Raw genomic sequence first — 17,542 nt, 5'->3', positions numbered from 1 at the left:
CTCCAATAAAGTTTGTTACTGGTTCAAAGCTGGCAAATCATTTAATGATAGACTCATTAACGCTTTCGCTGTTCAGTTTTCAAAGAGCATTTTGCACTATGTTCGGTGCAGATTTTTAATTTATCACATCTAACTTTTAAAGTCAACAACTTTTTTAAGTTGCATGTGATTTGTTCTACTCATTTAAACTTAAGTGTTTCGTGAGTAGATTTTTAATATACCACATTATTTTTCATTAATCAAGAGGTTTTTTTAACCTCATTTAAATTAATGGTGCGGTCGGCGAGACTCGAACTCGCACGGGTCGCCCCGCCACCCCCTCAAGATGGTGTGTCTGCCAATTCCACCACGACCGCATGTAAAACGTCTCAGGAGAGGTTCGAACTCCCGACCGTCCGCTTAGAAGGCGGATGCTCTATCCAGCTGAGCTACTGAGACATATTGTAGTTATAAAAAAATGGGGCGATCGATGGGACTTGAACCCACGAGTGCCGGAGCCACAATCCGGTGCGTTAACCCCTTCGCCACGACCGCCATAATGTATACACGTTTTTAAAAATGTTCCTTGGCAGGGGCAGTAGGAATCGAACCCACACCAAAGGTTTTGGAGACCTTCGTTCTACCGTTAAACTATGCCCCTATGGTAGCGGTGGAGGGGATCGAACCCCCGACCTTTCGGGTATGAACCGAACGCTCTAGCCATCTGAGCTACGCCGCCATAATTATTCGTAATAAAAAGAAGTGGCGGAGGGAGAGGGATTCGAACCCCCGTGAGCTTGCACTCTAACGGTTTTCAAGACCGCCCCGTTATGACCACTTCGGTATCCCTCCGCAAAATATGGAGCGGGTGATGGGAATCGAACCCACGCGACCAGCTTGGAAGGCTGGAGTTCTACCATTGAACTACACCCGCTTGAATATGGTGCCGGTGAAGGGACTTGAACCCCCACGGTTTCCCTCACGATTTTGAGTCGCGCGCGTCTGCCATTCCGCCACACCGGCATATTCATTTGAAACATGGTCGGGAAGACAGGATTCGAACCTGCGACCCCTTGGTCCCAAGCCAAGTACTCTACCAAGCTGAGCTACTTCCCGACTATAGTTCTTCACTTTTTAAGATGAAGATGCGTGCCCTGAGAGATTCGAACTCCCGACCTTTTGATTCGTAGTCAAACGCTCTATCCAGCTGAGCTAAGGGCACATGTTATGGAGCGGACGAAGGGTCTCGAACCCTCGACCTTCGCCTTGGCAAGGCGACGCTCTACCAATTGAGCTACGTCCGCACAAGAAGGAATTTCTTGGTGCGGTCGAGAGGACTTGAACCTCCACGGTGTTGCCACCACTGGCACCTGAAGCCAGCGCGTCTGCCATTCCGCCACGACCGCATATGAAGATCTATCTCTTGTTTTAAAAACTGGTGAGCCATGAAGGACTCGAACCTTCGACCCTCTGATTAAAAGTCAGATGCTCTACCAACTGAGCTAATGGCTCTCAAAAATGGCTGGGGTACTAGGATTTGAACCTAGGAATGACGGAGTCAAAGTCCGTTGCCTTACCGCTTGGCTATACCCCAATAGCCATGAAGTAAAGATGGTGGGGAGAGACGGATTCGAACCGCCGAACCCGGAGGGAGCAGATTTACAGTCTGCCGTGTTTAGCCACTTCACTATCTCCCCAAGCTTGTCCTTCAAAAGTAAACCTTATTCACTTTTAAGGGAAATGGTGCCGGCAATAGGACTTGAACCCACAACCCCCTGATTACAAGTCAGGTGCTCTACCAATTGAGCTATACCGGCATGTTTTATATAAATGGTGGCTCGGGACGGAATCGAACCGCCGACACGAGGATTTTCAGTCCTCTGCTCTACCGACTGAGCTACCGAGCCTCAAGCGTTTTATTTCGCCATCGCTTGAGAAAAAATGGCGGAGCTGACGGGACTCGAACCCGCGACCTCCGGTGTGACAGACCGGCGTGAACTCCAACTTCACCACAGCTCCATATTTGGTTGCGGGAGCAGGATTTGAACCTGCGACCTTCGGGTTATGAGCCCGACGAGCTACCGAGCTGCTCCATCCCGCGATAGTCAGGACGACTGAGTGTCAGTGTTGCCACAGGACGTGGCGTTTTTAGCTGACCTTCCTTGTCCATTAAAATAAGTGGTGGAGGCTGACGGGATCGAACCGCCGACCCTCTGCTTGTAAGGCAGATGCTCTCCCAGCTGAGCTAAGCCTCCAGGACCCCTGCGTTTGCAGGGCGTTTTGCTAGGTGACCCGTAGGGGATTCGAACCCCTGTATGACAGCGTGAAAGGCTGCTGTGTTAAACCGCTTCACCAACGGGCCATTTGAATGGCTCCTCGGGACGGACTCGAACCGCCGACCGATCGGTTAACAGCCGATTGCTCTACCAACTGAGCTACCGAGGAATAGTCATAATTTATAATGGTGGAGCTGAACGGGATCGAACCGATGACCTCCTGCTTGCAAGGCAGGCGCTCTCCCAACTGAGCTACAGCCCCATCTGGGCGCTTTAACGACGCAGTTGTCATATCAGCTATGTAAGTGGTGGGCCTAGGCTGACTCGAACAGCCGACCTCACGCTTATCAGGCGTGCGCTCTAACCAACTGAGCTATAGGCCCATAATTACTTCCAGAATTTAAATCTAGCACACTTTTTTATTCATTGCAATAGAATATTTGATTTTTTTTATTGCGTGGGTGAACTTTTTTTGTGAAATGGTTTTAACAAAAGTACACCCTATTATAAGTCATGTTCATACTATATTTCAAATGTGTTTTGACAATTTTCATTAAGAAAAAGCTTGCCCGGTAAAGGACAAGCTTTTCTTCGTTCAAAATTAAATATCAAGATCGCGTACATTTGCCGCGTATTGCTCAATAAACTCCCTGCGAGGCTCTACTTCGTCTCCCATAAGTGTCTCAAACACCATATCGGCATCCATAGCGTCCTCAAGATCTACCTGAAGCAATGTACGAACTTCTGGATCCATCGTAGTATCCCACAATTGATCTGCGTTCATCTCACCTAGTCCTTTATAACGTTGGACGTTTGGCTTCGGTTGAGCCTTCAAGGTAGCGATAACCTCATCACGCTGCCTGTCGGTATAAGCATAATGCAATGTCTTCCCTTGCTTGATGCTGTAGAGAGGCGGCTGTGCAATATAAATATACCCCGCTTCAATCAACTGTTTCATGTAGCGGAAGAAGAACGTCAGCAGGAGCGTACGAATATGCGATCCGTCGACGTCGGCGTCCGTCATAATGACGACTTTGTGGTAACGTGCCTTTGAAATGTCAAAGTCTTCGCCTACACCAGTTCCCAGTGCCGTAATGATGGCACGAATCTCGTTATTACCAAGAATTTTGTCCAAGCGCGCCTTTTCCACGTTCAATACCTTCCCGCGCAGAGGAAGAATGGCTTGGAAATGACGATCGCGTCCCATCTTCGCAGAACCGCCCGCCGAGTCACCCTCTACAATGAACAGTTCAGATTCGGATGCATCCTTGGAAGAGCAGTCCGCCAGTTTACCCGGCAGCGCACTTACTTCCAGCGCACTCTTGCGACGAGTCATTTCACGTGCTTTACGAGCTGCTTCACGGGCACGAGATGCCATGAGCGCTTTTTCCACAACTTTTTTGGCTACACCCGGGTTTTCTTCCATGAAGGTGTTAAAACGGTCACCAAAGACAGACTCGGTAATGCTACGCGCTTCGGAGTTGCCCAGCTTCGTTTTTGTTTGTCCTTCAAACTGAGGTTCTTGAATTTTTACAGAGATAATCGCGGTAATGCCTTCACGCACATCGTCCCCGGAAAGATTCGGATCCTTTTCCTTCAGGAAGTTAAATTTGCGGCTGTAGTCGTTGATCACACGTGTAAGAGCCGTTTTAAATCCGGTTTCGTGGGTACCACCCTCATGCGTGTTGATGTTATTGGCAAAAGAGTAGATGTTGCTCACATAGCTGTCGTTGTACTGAAGGGCAACCTCCACGACAAGACCCTCTTTTTCCCCTTCGCAATAAATCACATCGTCATGCAGGGCTTCCCGGTTTTTATTCAAGTATTCTACGAACTGGATGATACCGCCCTCGTAGTGGAAGGCTTCTTCCTTCTCATGATCTGGACGCGTATCTTTCAGCGTGATGCGCAATCCTTTGTTAAGGAACGCCAGCTCGCGAATACGTTTTTGCAAAATCTCGTATTCGAATACGGTTGTTTCGGTAAAAATAGTCGGGTCGGGCTTGAAAGTAACTTTTGTTCCCGTCTCTTCAGTCTCGCCCACAACAGCAAGATCGGCATCTGGTGCGCCTACTTTAAAGCGCATGTAGTATACCTGGTTATTTTGTTTAACCTCGACTTCCATCCATTCGGATAGCGCATTCACTACCGAGCTACCTACCCCGTGAAGACCGCCGGACACTTTGTATCCGCCACCGCCGAATTTACCACCGGCGTGCAATACAGTCAAAACGGTTTCAACTGTGGATTTCCCGGTCTTTTCATGAATGCCAGTCGGGATTCCTCGACCGTTATCGGTTACAGATACGGAGTTGTCTGGATGAATGACCACCAAGATCTCGTCGCAATAACCGGCCAGCGCCTCGTCAATGGCATTGTCGACAATCTCCCATACCAGGTGATGCAAACCTCGGCTGCTGGTCGACCCGATGTACATGCCGGGACGTTTCCGAACTGCCTCTAACCCTTCCAGTACCTGAATCTGACTCGCATCGTAGTTTGTATCTTTCGTCGTCAATTGATCCACTACTCTGTCAACTCCTCCACTTCAGCTTGTACAAAGGGAAACTGATCCAAGCTGTCCACGAACTGAGCGCGTCGCTTCAGCGTCAGAGAAGAAATAGGTGAACAGTAAATGGCGTTCTGGGTGATTACATAAGACTTGGTTTCTTCCTCGCTATGGTCAACAACTGTCTTACTTTTTTCGAGCAAGAACGCTTTATTGATTTTTGAGGATTTCACAGTCTGATGATCAAGAATGGAAATGACTTCCTTCGTGCTCACCACAGTATCTCCACCAATGTGAATAAACATCCCTGTCTTCCCCTACCTTTCTCCGGAGATTTTCCCTTCCTTCACGTAAAAACGAGAGGCTTGCTGGAGAACCTGATGCTTTAAGCCTTCCACACCTGTGGTACTTACAAACGTCTGTACTCGATCCTGAATGGTTTCGAGCAGTAATGTTTGCCGATGTTCATCCAACTCTGACAAGACATCATCCAACAACAGAACGGGGTATTCTCCCACTTCTTCTTTAATCAGCTCAATTTCGGCCAATTTAATGGACAGCGCACTAGTGCGTTGCTGTCCCTGGGAACCATACGTTTGCACATCCATGTTGTTCACTTTAAGTGAAAAATCATCACGGTGTGGACCAATAAGGGTGCTTCCCCGCATGATTTCCCGGTCGCGAACCTCTTCGTAGGCAGCAAGCATTTTATCTACAGCCTGATCTATTGTCATCTCTTCTGTAACGGGCGATGAGTTTACGTAATGCAAAGAAAGTCTTTCCCTGCCGTCGGTAATGCCGGTGTGGATTTCCTGTGCCCACGTCTCCAGCTTCCGAATGAACTCAAAACGCTTCCGTAACAATTTTACCGCTAAATCGGCTAATTGGGTATTCCAAATTGCCAGCATTTCCAGCGAGTTACTTTTTTTCATGGCCAAATCCTTTAAAAGCTGATTTCGCTGGGCCAGCACTTTGTTGTAATTGCTCAAATAATAAAGATACGTAGGTGAAACCTGACCAATTTCCATATCGATGAAACGTCTGCGCTGGGCAGGTGCGCCTTTGACAATGGAAAGATCCTCGGGTGCAAACATGACGACATTCAATGCCCCCACATAGGCGCTCAGCTTCTGCTGCTCCATTCCGTTGATTTTGGCCCGCTTTCCTTTGGTTGTCAACTGCAGCTCTAAACGAACAGAACCGTAGCGACGAAGAACATCGCTACGGATCGTGGCATAATCGGCATCCCAGGAAATAAGCTCCTTGTCGCGGGGCGTTCGGTGGGATTTGGCGAGTGCCAAAACATAGATCGATTCGAGAGCATTCGTTTTCCCTTGAGCGTTGTTGCCAATAAACAACTGGATGGGACCGTCAAACGACAGGGACATCGTTTCGTAGTTGCGATAATTGGTTAGCGACAGGTTCTTGAGAAACAAGAATCACGCTCTCCTCTCAGGGGCGTACCACTTGATAGCGACCAAAGCCTTCAATCGCCACTTCATCGCCAGGATATAGCTTGCGTCCACGTCTGTTGTCCAGCTCTCCATTGATCTGGATCGGAACCTCAGCCAAAAAAGCTTTGGCCATTCCCCCCGTATCAATGATTTCAGCCAGCTTCAAAAATTGGCCGAGAGCAATATAGTCTGTGCTAATGGAAACCTCACGCATGGCTTGGCTCCTTTCTTTTACGTAAAAATAAATTAGTACGTACGAACCGGTAAAATCAGATGGAGCATCCAGTCGTGATCAGTTGGACGGATCACAAATGGACTCATCGGGCCGCTAAAGCTCGCTTTGATTTCCGCGCTATCAATTGCACGCAGCGCATCGATCATGTATTTAGCGTTGAAGGAAATTTTCAGTTCTTCGCCATTCATTGCTTTTGGCATCAAAAGGTCCGTTACTTTTCCGATCTCAGGTGCATTGGACGTAATTTCGACGGTTCCATCAGGCATCGTAACGAGCTTGACTACGTTCGACTTGCCTTCGCGGCTCAGCAAGGAAGCACGCTCGATGGATTGCAAAAATTCCTTGGTGCTGACCGTGATCTCGGTTTTGCTTCCTTGTGGAATAATTCTGGTCGTGTCCGGATATGTTCCTTCCAGGAGACGGGAATAGAACAGGATATGCTTGGACTTCACCAAAATTTGATTGTCCGCAACAACGATATCCGCGAGATTTTGGTCGTCATCCAATATTTTTACCAATTCATTGCAGCTTTTACCCGGAACAACCACGTTATGGAAAGAAAGATCCTCTGGGCATTCGACCATAGCTGTACGGCTAGCCAAGCGATGGCTGTCGGTTGCCACAAAGCGCAATTTGCCTTGATCAAGCGACCACATCAAACCAGTCAAGATCGGACGCATTTCGGAAGTGGATACACCAAAAACAGTCTGACGAATCATCGCCTTCAGCAAATCACAGGGAACACTGAAGACTTTATCTTCTTCCAGATGCGGCAGCTGTGGATATTCGTTAGCATCCATACCGTTAATGGTGAACTCGGCTTGTCCGGAACGAATTTGGGTTACGAGACGATCATCAACTTGGATTTCGATTTCATTGCTTGGCAGCTTGCGCACGATTTCGCTGAAAATACGTGCAGTCAACACGATGCTACCAGGTTGATGTACGGTTACTCCCCATTCTCCGGCTTCTTCCATCGGAATCTGAACTTCAATAGACACATCAGAATCGCTTGCTGTCAGTGTCAAACCTTCATCATCCGTTTTGATTTTAATCCCGGTCAAAATTGGAATCGTAGTTCTGCTAGAAACTGCTTTGCTAACATGCGATACGGCGTTCGACAGCTTTTCACGCTGAACGGTAATATGCATCGACGTGAGCCTCCCTCTCCGGCGCCATTATTTTTGGTTGGAATCTGCATAATGGCTGCGCCTTTATCATAACTTATTAGGATAGATCTTTTTAACAGAAGTAGTAATAGGGCCTGTGGATTTGTGGATATGTGGGTTCAGTACGTAAAAGAGAGCCTATACACATGTGGGTAAGTTGTGTATAGGCTTTTTGCGTTATGCACAGGTTTAGTGGTTTGCTTTTAACTTTTCAATGAGCGACTGAATGGTTGTTTGCATATGAGGGTCATTCGCCAGTGCACGAGAGATTTTCTCATGGGCATGGATGACTGTCGTATGGTCACGGCCGCCAAATTCATCACCGATTTTCGGCAAGGAGGCATCCGTCAGCTCTCTGGAGAGATACATCGCAATCTGACGTGGGAAAGCGACGGTTTTGGTCCGTTTTTTCGCCTTGAAATCTTCTAGTTTCAGGCTGTACGCTTCTCCGACCGTTCGTTGGATGTCCATAATGGTAATCACGCGCGGGCGGGAGGAAGGAATAATGTTTTTCAATGCTTCCGCTGCCAATTGCGTGTCGATATCGCGATTAATCAAGGAGGAGTAGGCCACGACACGAATCAGTGCGCCCTCCAGCTCGCGAATGTTGCTGTCGATCTGGTTGGCAATGTACGCCATTACCTCATTAGGGATATCGAGATTTTCTGCTTTCGCCTTTTTGCGCAAAATCGCAATCCGCGTTTCGAGGTCTGGCGGCTGAATATCAGTAATCAGTCCCCATTCGAAGCGTGAGCGGAGGCGATCCTCCAGTGTCGGGATCTCCTTGGGAGGCCGGTCGGAGGAGATGATGATTTGTTTGCTTTCTTCATGCAAGGCATTGAACGTATGGAAAAACTCTTCTTGTGTCGATTCTTTGCCTGCCAAAAACTGAATGTCATCAATTAAAAGAACGTCAACACTCCGGTATTTATTGCGGAATTCGACGGCTTTGTTGTCACGAATAGAGTTGATGAATTCATTGGTGAATTTCTCAGACGACAAATAGACCACTTTCGCCGATGGGTTGTGCTGAATGACATAATGGCCAATTGCATGCATTAAGTGGGTTTTGCCAAGTCCGACTCCTCCGTAAATGAAGAGGGGATTGTAAGCTTTTGCAGGAGCTTCAGCTACCGCAAGCGATGCGGCGTGAGCGAATCGATTCCCTGAGCCGATGACAAACGTGTCAAAGGTATATTTGGGATTTAAGATACTGGGTGGCTGGTCATCCGCGACTGTTGGCGGTTCGCTCATTTTCACCCGTGGGGCAGGTTGTTCGTCGGCAAAAGCCGCATCAGGATTTTGCAACGCAACGAACTTTACTTTCATATTGATACCCGTCACTTCATATAGTGTATCGGTAATCAGTTGTGCGTACCTGGTTTCTAGCCAATCACGAGCAAAGTCGTTTGGTGCGACGACGATCAATGCATCTTCTTCCAATGTAGTTGCCTTTGTCGCCTTCAGCCAGGTATCAAAACTGGGTTTGCTTAGCGATTTTTCTATCTTGGCGAGTACTTTGCGCCATAGTTCGCTAATCGCTGCATCCAACCAGAATCCCTCCTTCTGGGCCATCCGAAAAATTGATGAAGCACCGATCCATAATAATCGAGAAAAAGTGCAAAAACCTGCTATGTTGTGACCTAATTGTCAACACAGCCGTATGTAGCGACTGTGGATAAAAAAAGTCGAAATATAGGGATTCCGCTCGTAGAAGTGAAAAAAAGCAGACGGTTATCCTCAATCCTGTGAGTAACGACATACACATAGGAAAGAATCTGTCCACAAACTTATCCACACCCTGTGGAAAAACCGATTCACGTATCGGAGTTATTCACGCTTCAAAACAAAAACATAATAACAGATATAAGGCATGGTATCAATGGTTTTTTCATACTTATCCACAAACACAACTTCTGGTACCTGCCACATATTCACATCCCTATATTTTGTGTACAAGCTGTAGATAAACTTGTCGAAATCTGATTTTGTGGATAAAACGATATCCACAGGTCCGGGAAATAGTTTTATGGGGATATTTGCCTTGGTAATGAAATTCCACCCTCACTTGACTTTTTAGGCATATGTTCTTATAATGCAAAAGAATGTCTTTGCAAGACGGAGGTGTATACGTAATGAAACCATCTTTCAATCCTAACAACCGCAAGCGCAAAAAGGATCATGGATTCCGTAAGCGCATGAGCACGAAAAATGGCCGTAAAATTTTGGCTGCTCGTCGTCAAAGAGGTAGAAAAGTTCTTTCCGCTTAGGCCACACTTTCAGTGGCCTTTTTGTTTGTCTACATATGTCTGAAAATTCTTTTTCTTATAGAAAGAGGAAGACCTTCTCCGATGTGGAAACCTTTTGAGGGATAATCGTTACCTAGCTACTGAAAATCTTTTTATTTCATTATGGAAGGGGCAGGAGGAGGTCGATGGAGCAAGGCAAGGATGAAACCGACTTTTTTGTATCGTTGGCGCGAGATTTTCTGGATGAATGGCCTCTAGCCAGCTTGGTATGTGCCTATGCGGGTGGATCTGTCGGGAGGGGAGAAGCGGACGCGTACAGCGACCTCGATTTACATATTTTTGTGGAGGGAGAAGATGATCCTTCCTGCGAAAATCGTCTGTTTAGAGGGCATGTGATACAGCTTCATGTCCAATCTGCTCCTACAGATGAAGAAGTGTACGAAAATCCGTGGGCATGGCGTTACGTAAAGGAAGCAAAGGTTGTTCTGGACCCAGAGGATCGGTTCACTTCCTGGATGAAGGCCATTTGCGCCTATATGGATTCCCCGGCTGGAAAAGCGAAAATGTTCGCACAGGCAAAAGCGGGAGTAGTTGCATTTCACGAAGAGGCGCAGGCTGCCTTATCGGAAGGCTTTCCATATTCGGCTTACTTGGCTGCATGGGCAGGATGGATTGGGGCGTTGCAAATGCGTGCCTTTTTCCATGGGCATTCATTGAGTGATGCAGTGTTGTATCAGTTGGTACAGAAAGCAGGACATTCGGACGGAATGGATGTTTTTTTGCAGGAGACATACCGGAGTAATCAAAATGTACATGATGTACTCGTGTTATTGGCGGACTACCGAGCTCACCTACGGTCAAAAAATGAGGGGATCGAGTTTGCGTTTGCGCTGGCGGCTGAAAATGATTGGTTAGTAAAGAGGAAGGTTCAGAGATGCCAGGAGAGAAATCAGCTTGATATGGCCGGGTTTCTATTATTTTCAGAGGCGATTTGGTTATATCACAGTGTGGATTCTGACAAGTGGCTGGAGGAGCATTGGGCGGAGCTGCCTTCCCAGATTTATGTGCCACTCAAGAAATTGGGCTTTTTCCAAGCAGATGAGCAATTGCTCTCTCTCTTGCGCCATGTCAGTGCAGAAATCATCGCAGAAATTGGCTGATATCCTGTATTTTTTCCGCTGAATTTTTGATTTTGTTCTAAACCTAGTATACTTAGGGAAAAAAGTGGACGAAACAAGGATATACTGGTAGATGCTGTTTACGTTTTCTACTATAATTGTGATGTTAGGGGTTGTTTACCTTTGCATCGTTCACACCGGCTCAAAAAAAATGAGCAATTCCAAGCTGTGTTTCAACGAGGAAGTTCTGCTGCTAATAAGCAGTTTGTCTTGTATTCAGCAAAGCAAGAGGGACAAACGGCTTTTCGCGCTGGAATTTCCGTCAGTAAAAAAATTGGCAATGCTGTTGTCCGCAATAGAGTCAAGCGGCTTATACGCGAAGTAGTAGCTCGAATGGAGTCTGTTATTCCAGTCGGTCTCGATCTCGTCATCATCGCACGTCCGGGTGTGGAAACGATGACGCTTGAAGCCATTGAGCAATCTCTGTTACATGTGATGAAGCGAGCCAAAGTGATCAAACCGACACCCGTACATAATGGAAAAAGAGATGGAAAAAGAGGGTGAAACGATGATGGTGAAGATCATGGTTTGGTTGATCCGGGGATACCAACTAATGATTTCTCCGTATAAACCACCTTCATGCAGATTCGCGCCCACCTGTTCTCACTACGCGATTGAGTCGATTCGTCGATTTGGCGCGTGGAAGGGAGGCTGGTTGGCCCTTCGTCGCATTTTGAAATGCCATCCGTTCCACCCGGGCGGGTATGATCCAGTCCCGGATCAGCACAAATAAGATTACCTCAATTGAAGCGGGGAAAAGGAGGATCACCCTTGAGTAGACGTACACTCAGCATTCTTATGCTGACTATGCTGGTTCTAGTTTTGTCGGGCTGTAACCCCCAAGCTGCTGCACCAATTGGCCCTGACGCAACCGGCATTTGGGACAAGTATTTTGTCTATCCACTGTCCTGGCTGATTAAAGAGAGCGCATTGATACTCGGAAACAACTACGGTCTGGGTATTCTGATTGCAACGATCATCATTCGAATCATTGTGCTTCCATTGATGATAAAGCAAATTAAGAGCTCCAAGAAAATGCAAGAGATTCAACCGGAGATGCAAAAGATCCGGGAGAAGCACAAGAATGATCCACAAAAAGCGCAAACGGAAACAATGGCTTTGTTCCAGAAAAGCGGTGTTAATCCGTTGGCTGGATGCTTGCCAATGTTGGTACAAATGCCGATTTTGATCGCGTTCTACCATGCGATCATCCGTACGACTGAGATTAACTCGCAAACGTTCATGTGGCTGACGTTGGGAGAAAAAGACCCGTACTACATTTTGCCGATTGTTGCAGCGATTACGACGTACTTGCAGTCCAAGATGATGGGTCAGGCAAACCAAGGAAACCCACAAATGCAAATGATGATCATCATGATGCCGCTGATGATTTTGGCGATTGCCGTCACATTGCCATCAGCGCTGTCTCTGTACTGGGTATACGGTAACCTGTTTACCATTGTACAAACCTACTTCCTGTATCGTGATAAAGGAAATATGCCTACTCCTAAGGGGGGAGCCTCCAAGTGAAAAAGGTGGTAGCTACGGCAAAAACGATCGACGATGCTGTGCAAAAAGCTTTGCTGGAATTGGGAGTGTCGCGTGAGCGGGCAACGATCCAAGTTCTAGAAGAACCAAGCAGAGGTTTGTTTGGACTGATTGGGGCAAAGGATGCTAAAGTGCAAGTAGAATTTCACTTTGATCCGGTTGCACAGGGACGTGACTTTCTTCAAGACGTTTTGTCGAACATGAAGGTGAATGCCAAAGTGGAGACGCGTACAAATGAAGAGGGCATGCTGTTTGACATCCAGGGAACCAATCTGGGAATCATTATTGGCCGCAGGGGGCAAACTCTTGATTCATTACAGTATCTCGTAAACGTCGTAGCGAACCGTCATGCGGACAAACATGTACGTATCACTCTGGATGCCGAAAATTACAGGCTGCGTCGCAAGGAAACATTGGAGCAGCTCGCAGATCGTGTGGCGAAAAAAGCGTTATCGACCAAACGGGATGTACGTCTGGAACCAATGTCTGCTGCTGAACGGAAAGTAATCCACGCCTTCTTGCAAAAGAGAGCGGATGTGGTTACCTTCAGTGAAGGAGACGAGCCGAATCGTTATATCGTGATTGCACCGAAAGAAGCCTCTCGTTAGGCTTCTTTTTTTTGCCCGAATTCAAGAGAGCAAGCGACGACATTTTGAACAATCTCTTCAAGAAGTTGTCCACTGTGGATAATTGACCAAATGGTTGAGGATTTGCGAAAATGATTATACTGTGGATAACCAAAACGGACAGCAACCTTGGCGGATAGGGTTGCTTTTTCCTATTGAATGGTTAGCCACATCGATGGCTGCACTTTCTTTTGGAATTTTTCTAGACGATCTGTTATGCTAGTAAGTTAGTGGCTGACTTGTAAGAGTGGAAAGCTTGAGGTGAACAGCATGAAATTCGATACAATAGCGGCGGTCGCAACACCAATGGGTGAAGGCGGTATTGCCGTGATCCGGGTAAGCGGTGCGGAAGCGATCGAAGTTGTGGATAAGATATATAAAGGAAAGCAGCGGTTGTCCACTGTGGACAGCCATACGATTCACTATGGGCACTTGCATGAGCCAAACACAGGTGCACGAGTGGAAGAGGTGCTGGTCTCTGTAATGAAGGCTCCCCGTACATTTACGAGGGAGGATGTAGTCGAGGTAAACTGTCATGGAGGAATCGTTTCAGTTGAAAAGGTTCTGGAGTTAATCTTGGAAAATGGAGCAAGATTGGCGGAGCCAGGTGAGTTCACAAAGCGTGCGTTCCTAAATGGACGTGTCGATTTGTCTCAGGCTGAAGCTGTCATTGATTTGATCCGGGCGAAAACAGACAGAGCGATGAAGGTCGCATTGAATCAAGTAGAAGGGAAGCTGTCCAGGCTCATTCGGCAGCTGCGCCAAAACCTGATTGAAGCGATGGCCCATATAGAAGTAACGCTGGACTATCCAGAGCATGACGTTGAGGAGTTTACACAAAATTTCTTGCGAGGAAAGTGCCTGGAGGTTAAAGGTGAGATCCAACGACTGTTGCAGACTGCACAGCAAGGGAAAATTTTGCGTGAAGGCTTGTCGACCGCGATTATTGGACGTCCGAATGTAGGGAAATCTTCTCTATTAAATAGTCTGGTCCAAGAGGAAAAGGCGATTGTGACTGACGTTGCGGGAACGACACGCGATGTCATCGAAGAGTATGTCAATGTCCGCGGGGTTCCTTTGCGGCTCATCGATACCGCAGGAATTCGCGATACAGAGGACATCGTGGAGAAAATCGGGGTAGAAAAGTCCAGACAGCTGCTGCAAAAGGCTGACCTCGTGTTGCTCGTGATCAATTATAACGAGCCTCTCTCCGCCGATGATTACGCGATTTTTGAAGCGGCAAAGGGTTTCCATGTGATTGTGATTGTCAATAAATTTGACCTGCCGCAAAAAGTGGATTTGGAAGAGATCAAGCGTCATTTCCCTCAGCAGCCGTTGATTATGACGTCTGCGCGTGAGGAGACGGGGATCGATCTGCTGGAGCAGGCAATTGGGGAGATTTTCTTCAGTGGCCGTGTGCAGCAGGATGACTTGACCTATGTGAGCAACGCCAGACATATTCAACTGCTTCGTCAGGCAGAACGAGCTATAGATGAAGCGCTGGGTGGAATCGATGACTTGATGCCAGTAGACATGATTCAGATCGACATTAAAAAGTCGTGGGAGCTGCTTGGGGAAGTTATCGGAGAAAGTGTCGGCGAAGATTTGATTGACCAGATTTTCTCCCAGTTCTGTCTGGGTAAGTGATAGAGGAGGACAAAAAATGAACGTTGTACCTGCATATGAAGCGGGCTCGTTTGACGTCATCGTAATTGGTGCCGGTCATGCTGGTGCTGAAGCGGCGTTGGCGGCTGCACGTATGGGCTGCAGTACATTGCTGTTGACGATCAACCTGGATGCTGTGGCGTACATGCCATGTAACCCTTCCGTAGGTGGTCCGGCAAAAGGCCACGTCGTACGCGAACTGGACGCGCTTGGTGGAGAGATGGGACGCAATACCGACAAAACCCATATTCAAATGCGTATGCTGAATACAGGTAAAGGACCGGCTGTGCATGCCTTGCGCGCACAAGCAGACAAATTTGCGTATCAGCATGAAATGAAGAAGACGATTGAAAATACTCCGAATTTGATCTTGCGTCAAGCCATGGTGGAAGAGCTGATCGTGAACGATGGGGTTTGCGAAGGGGTTATTACGCAAACTGGGGCACGATACATGGCCAAATCCGTCGTGTTGACGACTGGAACCTATTTGCGCGGAAAGATCATCCTCGGAGATCTCCAGTACGAAAGTGGACCGAACAACATGCGTCCGTCCATTCGTCTGGCACATCATTTGAAGGAACTCGGTTTTGAAATGACGCGCTTCAAGACGGGAACGCCTCCACGTGTTCATAGCAGCAGTGTAGATTTCTCCAAAATGGAGATTCAGCCTGGTGATCCGGTACCGCGAGCTTTTTCGTATGAAACTACGGAATTTATTATGGACCAGTTGCCTTGCTGGCTGACATATACAAATGAAGAAACACATGGACTCATCAATAGCAATCTGCATCGTGCACCTATGTATTCTGGGATGATCGAGGGAACGGGACCGCGCTATTGCCCTTCGATTGAGGATAAAGTCGTTCGTTTTAACGATAAACCGCGTCACCAAATTTTCTTGGAGCCAGAAGGGCGCAATACCGAAGAAATGTATGTACAAGGTTTGTCGACCAGCTTGCCGGAGGATGTTCAGCTTTCCATGCTGCGTTCCATGGCTGGAATGGAAGAAGTCAAAATGATGCGCCCTGGTTATGCGATTGAGTATGATTCGGTCGTACCGACGCAGCTCTGGCCTTCTTTGGAAACAAAAATATTGCCGGGCTTGTTCACAGCAGGACAAATCAATGGTACCTCTGGTTATGAAGAAGCAGCGGGTCAAGGTCTCATGGCAGGGATTAACGCAGCACGCCGCGTTCAAGGGGAACCACCAGTAGTTTTGGGACGAGAAGAGGCGTACATCGGTGTCTTGATTGACGACCTTGTTACTAAGGGAACGCATGAGCCTTATCGTCTGCTTACTTCTCGTGCAGAATATCGCTTGCTGCTTCGTCACGACAATGCAGACTTGCGCCTGACGGATATCGGACGTGAAATCGGTCTGATCAGCGAAGAGCGCTACAACCGGTTTAACCAAAAACGCGAGCTGATTGAGCAAGAAAAAGAACGTGTAGCAAACACGCGCGTACGTCCTGAAATGACACATGTCCAAGAGGTTTTGCGTAACGCAGGTTCTCCTGAACTGACAGATGTCATCGAGCTGGCTCAACTGCTACGTCGTCCGGAAATCAACTACGGACACATTGCTCAAATGGTCCCTGCACCAGAAGCACTGCCAGAGGATGTAACGGAACAGGTTGAAATTCAGATCAAATACGATGGCTACATCAAAAAATCATTGCAACAAGTAGAGCGGATGAAAAAAATGGAGGAGCGCCGCATCCCAACGGATATTGACTACCACCAGATCTCCGGCTTGTCCAAGGAATCCCGCGACAATATGACCAAAATTCGTCCGTTGAACATCGGGCAGGCAGCTCGTATCGCAGGGGTTACTCCAGCAGACATTTCCGTGTTGATGGTATATCTGGAGTACAAACGCGTGGGAGTAGCCGAGTAAGGAGAAAAGCTATGACAAAAGAACAGTTTGCCGAGGTACTTGCAGCCCAGGGGATTTCTTTGACGGATCGTCAGAAGGAGCAGTTTGATCTTTTTTTCCGCCTGCTGGTGGAATGGAACGAGAAGATGAACCTGACCGGGATTACCGAGGAGGGGCAAGTGTACAACAAGCATTTTTATGATTCGATTACGCCGGCTTTTCACTTCCCATTTGATCAGGTGCAATCAGTTGTAGATATCGGTGGGGGCGCAGGCTTTCCGAGCATTCCTTTGAAAATTTGCTTCCCACATCTGAAAATGACGATTATTGATTCCTTGAATAAGCGCATGAGCTTTTTGCAGCATGTAGCAAAGGAACTGGGTCTGGAGAACGTGAATCCCGTCCATGGGCGTGCTGAGGATCGTGGGCAAGAAGCCATTTATCGTGAAAAATTTGATCTCGTAGTGGCACGTGCTGTTGCGAGACTCAATCTGTTATCGGAGTTCTGCCTTCCTTTTGCCAAAGTCGGAGGACACTTCGTCGCTCTCAAGGGAGCGGAGATTACTCCGGAGCTTGCTGAAGCGAAAAAAGCAATCAAAACACTCGGTGGAAAGACGAGAAAGGTCGAGACATTCCAGCTTCTAGAGGAAGCGGGAGAGCGGAGCATCGTCATCATGGAAAAAATAGAAGCGACACCGAAAAGCTATCCGCGCAAGGCAGGAGTTCCTGCGAAAAAGCCGTTAGTGTAGGAGTCAGTAATAAGAGAGGGTCGTAGCCG

At 47.6% G+C, this 17,542-nt stretch carries 15 protein-coding genes and 24 tRNA genes; 9 read left to right on the top strand and 30 right to left on the bottom strand.

What is annotated here, in order from left to right:
• Window positions 1-271: 271 nt before the first annotated feature.
• The 30 genes from ACFYU8_RS26055 to dnaA all read right to left on the bottom strand — a co-directional run bounded on the left by ACFYU8_RS26055 (window position 272) and on the right by dnaA (window position 9,197).
• Window positions 272-356, bottom strand: a tRNA-Leu gene (locus ACFYU8_RS26055).
• Window positions 357-364: 8 nt separating this feature from the next.
• Window positions 365-438, bottom strand: a tRNA-Arg gene (locus ACFYU8_RS26050).
• Between the two features lie 20 nt (window positions 439-458).
• Window positions 459-534 (bottom strand) — tRNA-His (locus ACFYU8_RS26045).
• 32 nt (window positions 535-566) lie between these two features.
• Window positions 567-640 (bottom strand) — tRNA-Trp (locus ACFYU8_RS26040).
• A 1-nt stretch (window position 641) separates the two neighbouring features.
• Window positions 642-718 (bottom strand) — tRNA-Met (locus tag ACFYU8_RS26035).
• A gap of 24 nt (window positions 719-742) precedes the next feature.
• A tRNA-Ser gene (locus tag ACFYU8_RS26030) sits at window positions 743-831 on the bottom strand.
• An 8-nt stretch (window positions 832-839) separates the two neighbouring features.
• Window positions 840-913, bottom strand: a tRNA-Gly gene (locus tag ACFYU8_RS26025).
• Window positions 914-920: 7 nt separating this feature from the next.
• Window positions 921-1,002, bottom strand: a tRNA-Leu gene (locus ACFYU8_RS26020).
• A 16-nt stretch (window positions 1,003-1,018) separates the two neighbouring features.
• Window positions 1,019-1,095: transfer RNA gene (locus ACFYU8_RS26015), tRNA-Pro, on the bottom strand.
• A 32-nt stretch (window positions 1,096-1,127) separates the two neighbouring features.
• Window positions 1,128-1,201: transfer RNA gene (locus ACFYU8_RS26010), tRNA-Arg, on the bottom strand.
• Window positions 1,202-1,207: 6 nt separating this feature from the next.
• Window positions 1,208-1,283, bottom strand: a tRNA-Gly gene (locus tag ACFYU8_RS26005).
• 16 nt (window positions 1,284-1,299) lie between these two features.
• A tRNA-Leu gene (locus ACFYU8_RS26000) sits at window positions 1,300-1,385 on the bottom strand.
• Between the two features lie 30 nt (window positions 1,386-1,415).
• Window positions 1,416-1,491 (bottom strand) — tRNA-Lys (locus ACFYU8_RS25995).
• A 7-nt stretch (window positions 1,492-1,498) separates the two neighbouring features.
• Window positions 1,499-1,573, bottom strand: a tRNA-Gln gene (locus tag ACFYU8_RS25990).
• 18 nt (window positions 1,574-1,591) lie between these two features.
• Window positions 1,592-1,676, bottom strand: a tRNA-Tyr gene (locus ACFYU8_RS25985).
• Window positions 1,677-1,720: 44 nt separating this feature from the next.
• Window positions 1,721-1,796 (bottom strand) — tRNA-Thr (locus tag ACFYU8_RS25980).
• Between the two features lie 14 nt (window positions 1,797-1,810).
• A tRNA-Phe gene (locus ACFYU8_RS25975) sits at window positions 1,811-1,886 on the bottom strand.
• Between the two features lie 35 nt (window positions 1,887-1,921).
• Window positions 1,922-1,998: transfer RNA gene (locus tag ACFYU8_RS25970), tRNA-Asp, on the bottom strand.
• Between the two features lie 5 nt (window positions 1,999-2,003).
• Window positions 2,004-2,080, bottom strand: a tRNA-Met gene (locus ACFYU8_RS25965).
• Between the two features lie 78 nt (window positions 2,081-2,158).
• Window positions 2,159-2,234 (bottom strand) — tRNA-Val (locus ACFYU8_RS25960).
• A gap of 33 nt (window positions 2,235-2,267) precedes the next feature.
• Window positions 2,268-2,341 (bottom strand) — tRNA-Glu (locus ACFYU8_RS25955).
• Between the two features lie 7 nt (window positions 2,342-2,348).
• Window positions 2,349-2,424, bottom strand: a tRNA-Asn gene (locus tag ACFYU8_RS25950).
• Between the two features lie 17 nt (window positions 2,425-2,441).
• A tRNA-Ala gene (locus tag ACFYU8_RS25945) sits at window positions 2,442-2,517 on the bottom strand.
• 44 nt (window positions 2,518-2,561) lie between these two features.
• Window positions 2,562-2,638 (bottom strand) — tRNA-Ile (locus ACFYU8_RS25940).
• A gap of 218 nt (window positions 2,639-2,856) precedes the next feature.
• Entirely contained in the window at window positions 2,857-4,782 is a 1,926-nt protein-coding gene (gene gyrB, locus ACFYU8_RS25935; protein ID WP_390305252.1) for a DNA topoisomerase (ATP-hydrolyzing) subunit B, read from the bottom strand.
• Complete coding sequence (remB, locus tag ACFYU8_RS25930) at window positions 4,782-5,069, bottom strand: extracellular matrix regulator RemB (RefSeq protein ID WP_007720118.1); 288 nt, start codon at window positions 5,067-5,069, stop codon at window positions 4,782-4,784. The genes gyrB and remB overlap by 1 nt, the downstream gene beginning before the upstream one ends.
• A gap of 12 nt (window positions 5,070-5,081) precedes the next feature.
• Window positions 5,082-6,200, bottom strand: coding sequence for a DNA replication/repair protein RecF (gene recF, locus ACFYU8_RS25925; RefSeq protein ID WP_390305250.1), 1,119 nt, complete (start codon window positions 6,198-6,200; stop codon window positions 5,082-5,084).
• A gap of 16 nt (window positions 6,201-6,216) precedes the next feature.
• A complete protein-coding gene (gene yaaA, locus ACFYU8_RS25920; RefSeq protein WP_007720120.1) occupies window positions 6,217-6,432 on the bottom strand; it encodes a S4 domain-containing protein YaaA in 216 nt (71 codons plus the stop codon).
• Between the two features lie 32 nt (window positions 6,433-6,464).
• The gene (gene dnaN, locus ACFYU8_RS25915) at window positions 6,465-7,604 is read right to left on the bottom strand and encodes a DNA polymerase III subunit beta (protein WP_390305248.1); all 1,140 of its coding nucleotides are present in this window, start codon (window positions 7,602-7,604) and stop codon (window positions 6,465-6,467) included.
• A gap of 207 nt (window positions 7,605-7,811) precedes the next feature.
• Complete coding sequence (dnaA, locus tag ACFYU8_RS25910; protein WP_390305245.1) at window positions 7,812-9,197, bottom strand: chromosomal replication initiator protein DnaA; 1,386 nt, start codon at window positions 9,195-9,197, stop codon at window positions 7,812-7,814.
• Between the two features lie 560 nt (window positions 9,198-9,757).
• On the opposite strand from dnaA, the gene rpmH reads away from it, so the two are divergent.
• The 9 genes from rpmH to rsmG all read left to right on the top strand — a co-directional run bounded on the left by rpmH (window position 9,758) and on the right by rsmG (window position 17,513).
• Window positions 9,758-9,892 (top strand): 50S ribosomal protein L34, encoded by a 135-nt coding sequence (gene rpmH, locus ACFYU8_RS25905; protein ID WP_007720125.1) that lies wholly within the window; start codon window positions 9,758-9,760, stop codon window positions 9,890-9,892.
• A 164-nt stretch (window positions 9,893-10,056) separates the two neighbouring features.
• Window positions 10,057-11,031 carry a nucleotidyltransferase family protein gene (locus tag ACFYU8_RS25900; RefSeq protein WP_390305243.1) on the top strand — a complete coding sequence of 325 codons (975 nt, stop codon included), beginning with the start codon at window positions 10,057-10,059 and terminating at the stop codon, window positions 11,029-11,031.
• Window positions 11,032-11,172: 141 nt separating this feature from the next.
• Window positions 11,173-11,553, top strand: a complete 381-nt coding sequence (gene rnpA / locus ACFYU8_RS25895) for a ribonuclease P protein component (RefSeq protein WP_390305241.1) — start codon at window positions 11,173-11,175, stop codon at window positions 11,551-11,553.
• A 4-nt stretch (window positions 11,554-11,557) separates the two neighbouring features.
• The gene (yidD, locus tag ACFYU8_RS25890) at window positions 11,558-11,782 is read left to right on the top strand and encodes a membrane protein insertion efficiency factor YidD (protein ID WP_208637804.1); all 225 of its coding nucleotides are present in this window, start codon (window positions 11,558-11,560) and stop codon (window positions 11,780-11,782) included.
• 38 nt (window positions 11,783-11,820) lie between these two features.
• The gene (gene yidC / locus ACFYU8_RS25885; protein WP_390305239.1) at window positions 11,821-12,579 is read left to right on the top strand and encodes a membrane protein insertase YidC; all 759 of its coding nucleotides are present in this window, start codon (window positions 11,821-11,823) and stop codon (window positions 12,577-12,579) included.
• The gene (jag, locus tag ACFYU8_RS25880; protein ID WP_390305238.1) at window positions 12,576-13,205 is read left to right on the top strand and encodes an RNA-binding cell elongation regulator Jag/EloR; all 630 of its coding nucleotides are present in this window, start codon (window positions 12,576-12,578) and stop codon (window positions 13,203-13,205) included. The genes yidC and jag overlap by 4 nt, the downstream gene beginning before the upstream one ends.
• 288 nt (window positions 13,206-13,493) lie before the next feature.
• Window positions 13,494-14,870, top strand: coding sequence for a tRNA uridine-5-carboxymethylaminomethyl(34) synthesis GTPase MnmE (mnmE, locus tag ACFYU8_RS25875; RefSeq protein WP_390305237.1), 1,377 nt, complete (start codon window positions 13,494-13,496; stop codon window positions 14,868-14,870).
• Window positions 14,871-14,886: 16 nt separating this feature from the next.
• Entirely contained in the window at window positions 14,887-16,785 is a 1,899-nt protein-coding gene (gene mnmG, locus ACFYU8_RS25870) for a tRNA uridine-5-carboxymethylaminomethyl(34) synthesis enzyme MnmG (RefSeq protein ID WP_390305235.1), read from the top strand.
• Window positions 16,786-16,796: 11 nt separating this feature from the next.
• Window positions 16,797-17,513, top strand: coding sequence for a 16S rRNA (guanine(527)-N(7))-methyltransferase RsmG (rsmG, locus tag ACFYU8_RS25865; RefSeq protein WP_390305233.1), 717 nt, complete (start codon window positions 16,797-16,799; stop codon window positions 17,511-17,513).
• Window positions 17,514-17,542 lie beyond the last annotated feature (29 nt).

Origin of the sequence: Brevibacillus sp. NPDC003359, assembly GCF_042878995.1 — a bacterium.
Classification (GTDB): Bacteria; Bacillota; Bacilli; order Brevibacillales; family Brevibacillaceae; genus Brevibacillus.
The sequence above is the reverse complement of the archived record's forward strand: the minus strand, read 5'-3'. Positions and strand labels throughout refer to the sequence as shown.

Bases quoted from the DNA above. Each gene is read 5' to 3' on its own strand.
- ACFYU8_RS25900 (WP_390305243.1), top strand. From the start codon at position 10,057: ATGGAGCAAGGCAAGGATGAAACCGACTTTTTTGTATCGTTGGCGCGA.
- remB (WP_007720118.1), bottom strand. From the start codon at position 5,069: ATGTTTATTCACATTGGTGGAGATACTGTGGTGAGCACGAAGGAAGTC.
- dnaN (WP_390305248.1), bottom strand. From the start codon at position 7,604: ATGCATATTACCGTTCAGCGTGAAAAGCTGTCGAACGCCGTATCGCAT.
- mnmE (WP_390305237.1), top strand. From the start codon at position 13,494: ATGAAATTCGATACAATAGCGGCGGTCGCAACACCAATGGGTGAAGGC.
- mnmG (WP_390305235.1), top strand. From the start codon at position 14,887: ATGAACGTTGTACCTGCATATGAAGCGGGCTCGTTTGACGTCATCGTA.
- dnaA (WP_390305245.1), bottom strand. From the start codon at position 9,197: ATGGCCCAGAAGGAGGGATTCTGGTTGGATGCAGCGATTAGCGAACTA.
- yaaA (WP_007720120.1), bottom strand. From the start codon at position 6,432: ATGCGTGAGGTTTCCATTAGCACAGACTATATTGCTCTCGGCCAATTT.
- rpmH (WP_007720125.1), top strand. From the start codon at position 9,758: ATGAAACCATCTTTCAATCCTAACAACCGCAAGCGCAAAAAGGATCAT.
- rsmG (WP_390305233.1), top strand. From the start codon at position 16,797: ATGACAAAAGAACAGTTTGCCGAGGTACTTGCAGCCCAGGGGATTTCT.
- yidD (WP_208637804.1), top strand. From the start codon at position 11,558: ATGATGGTGAAGATCATGGTTTGGTTGATCCGGGGATACCAACTAATG.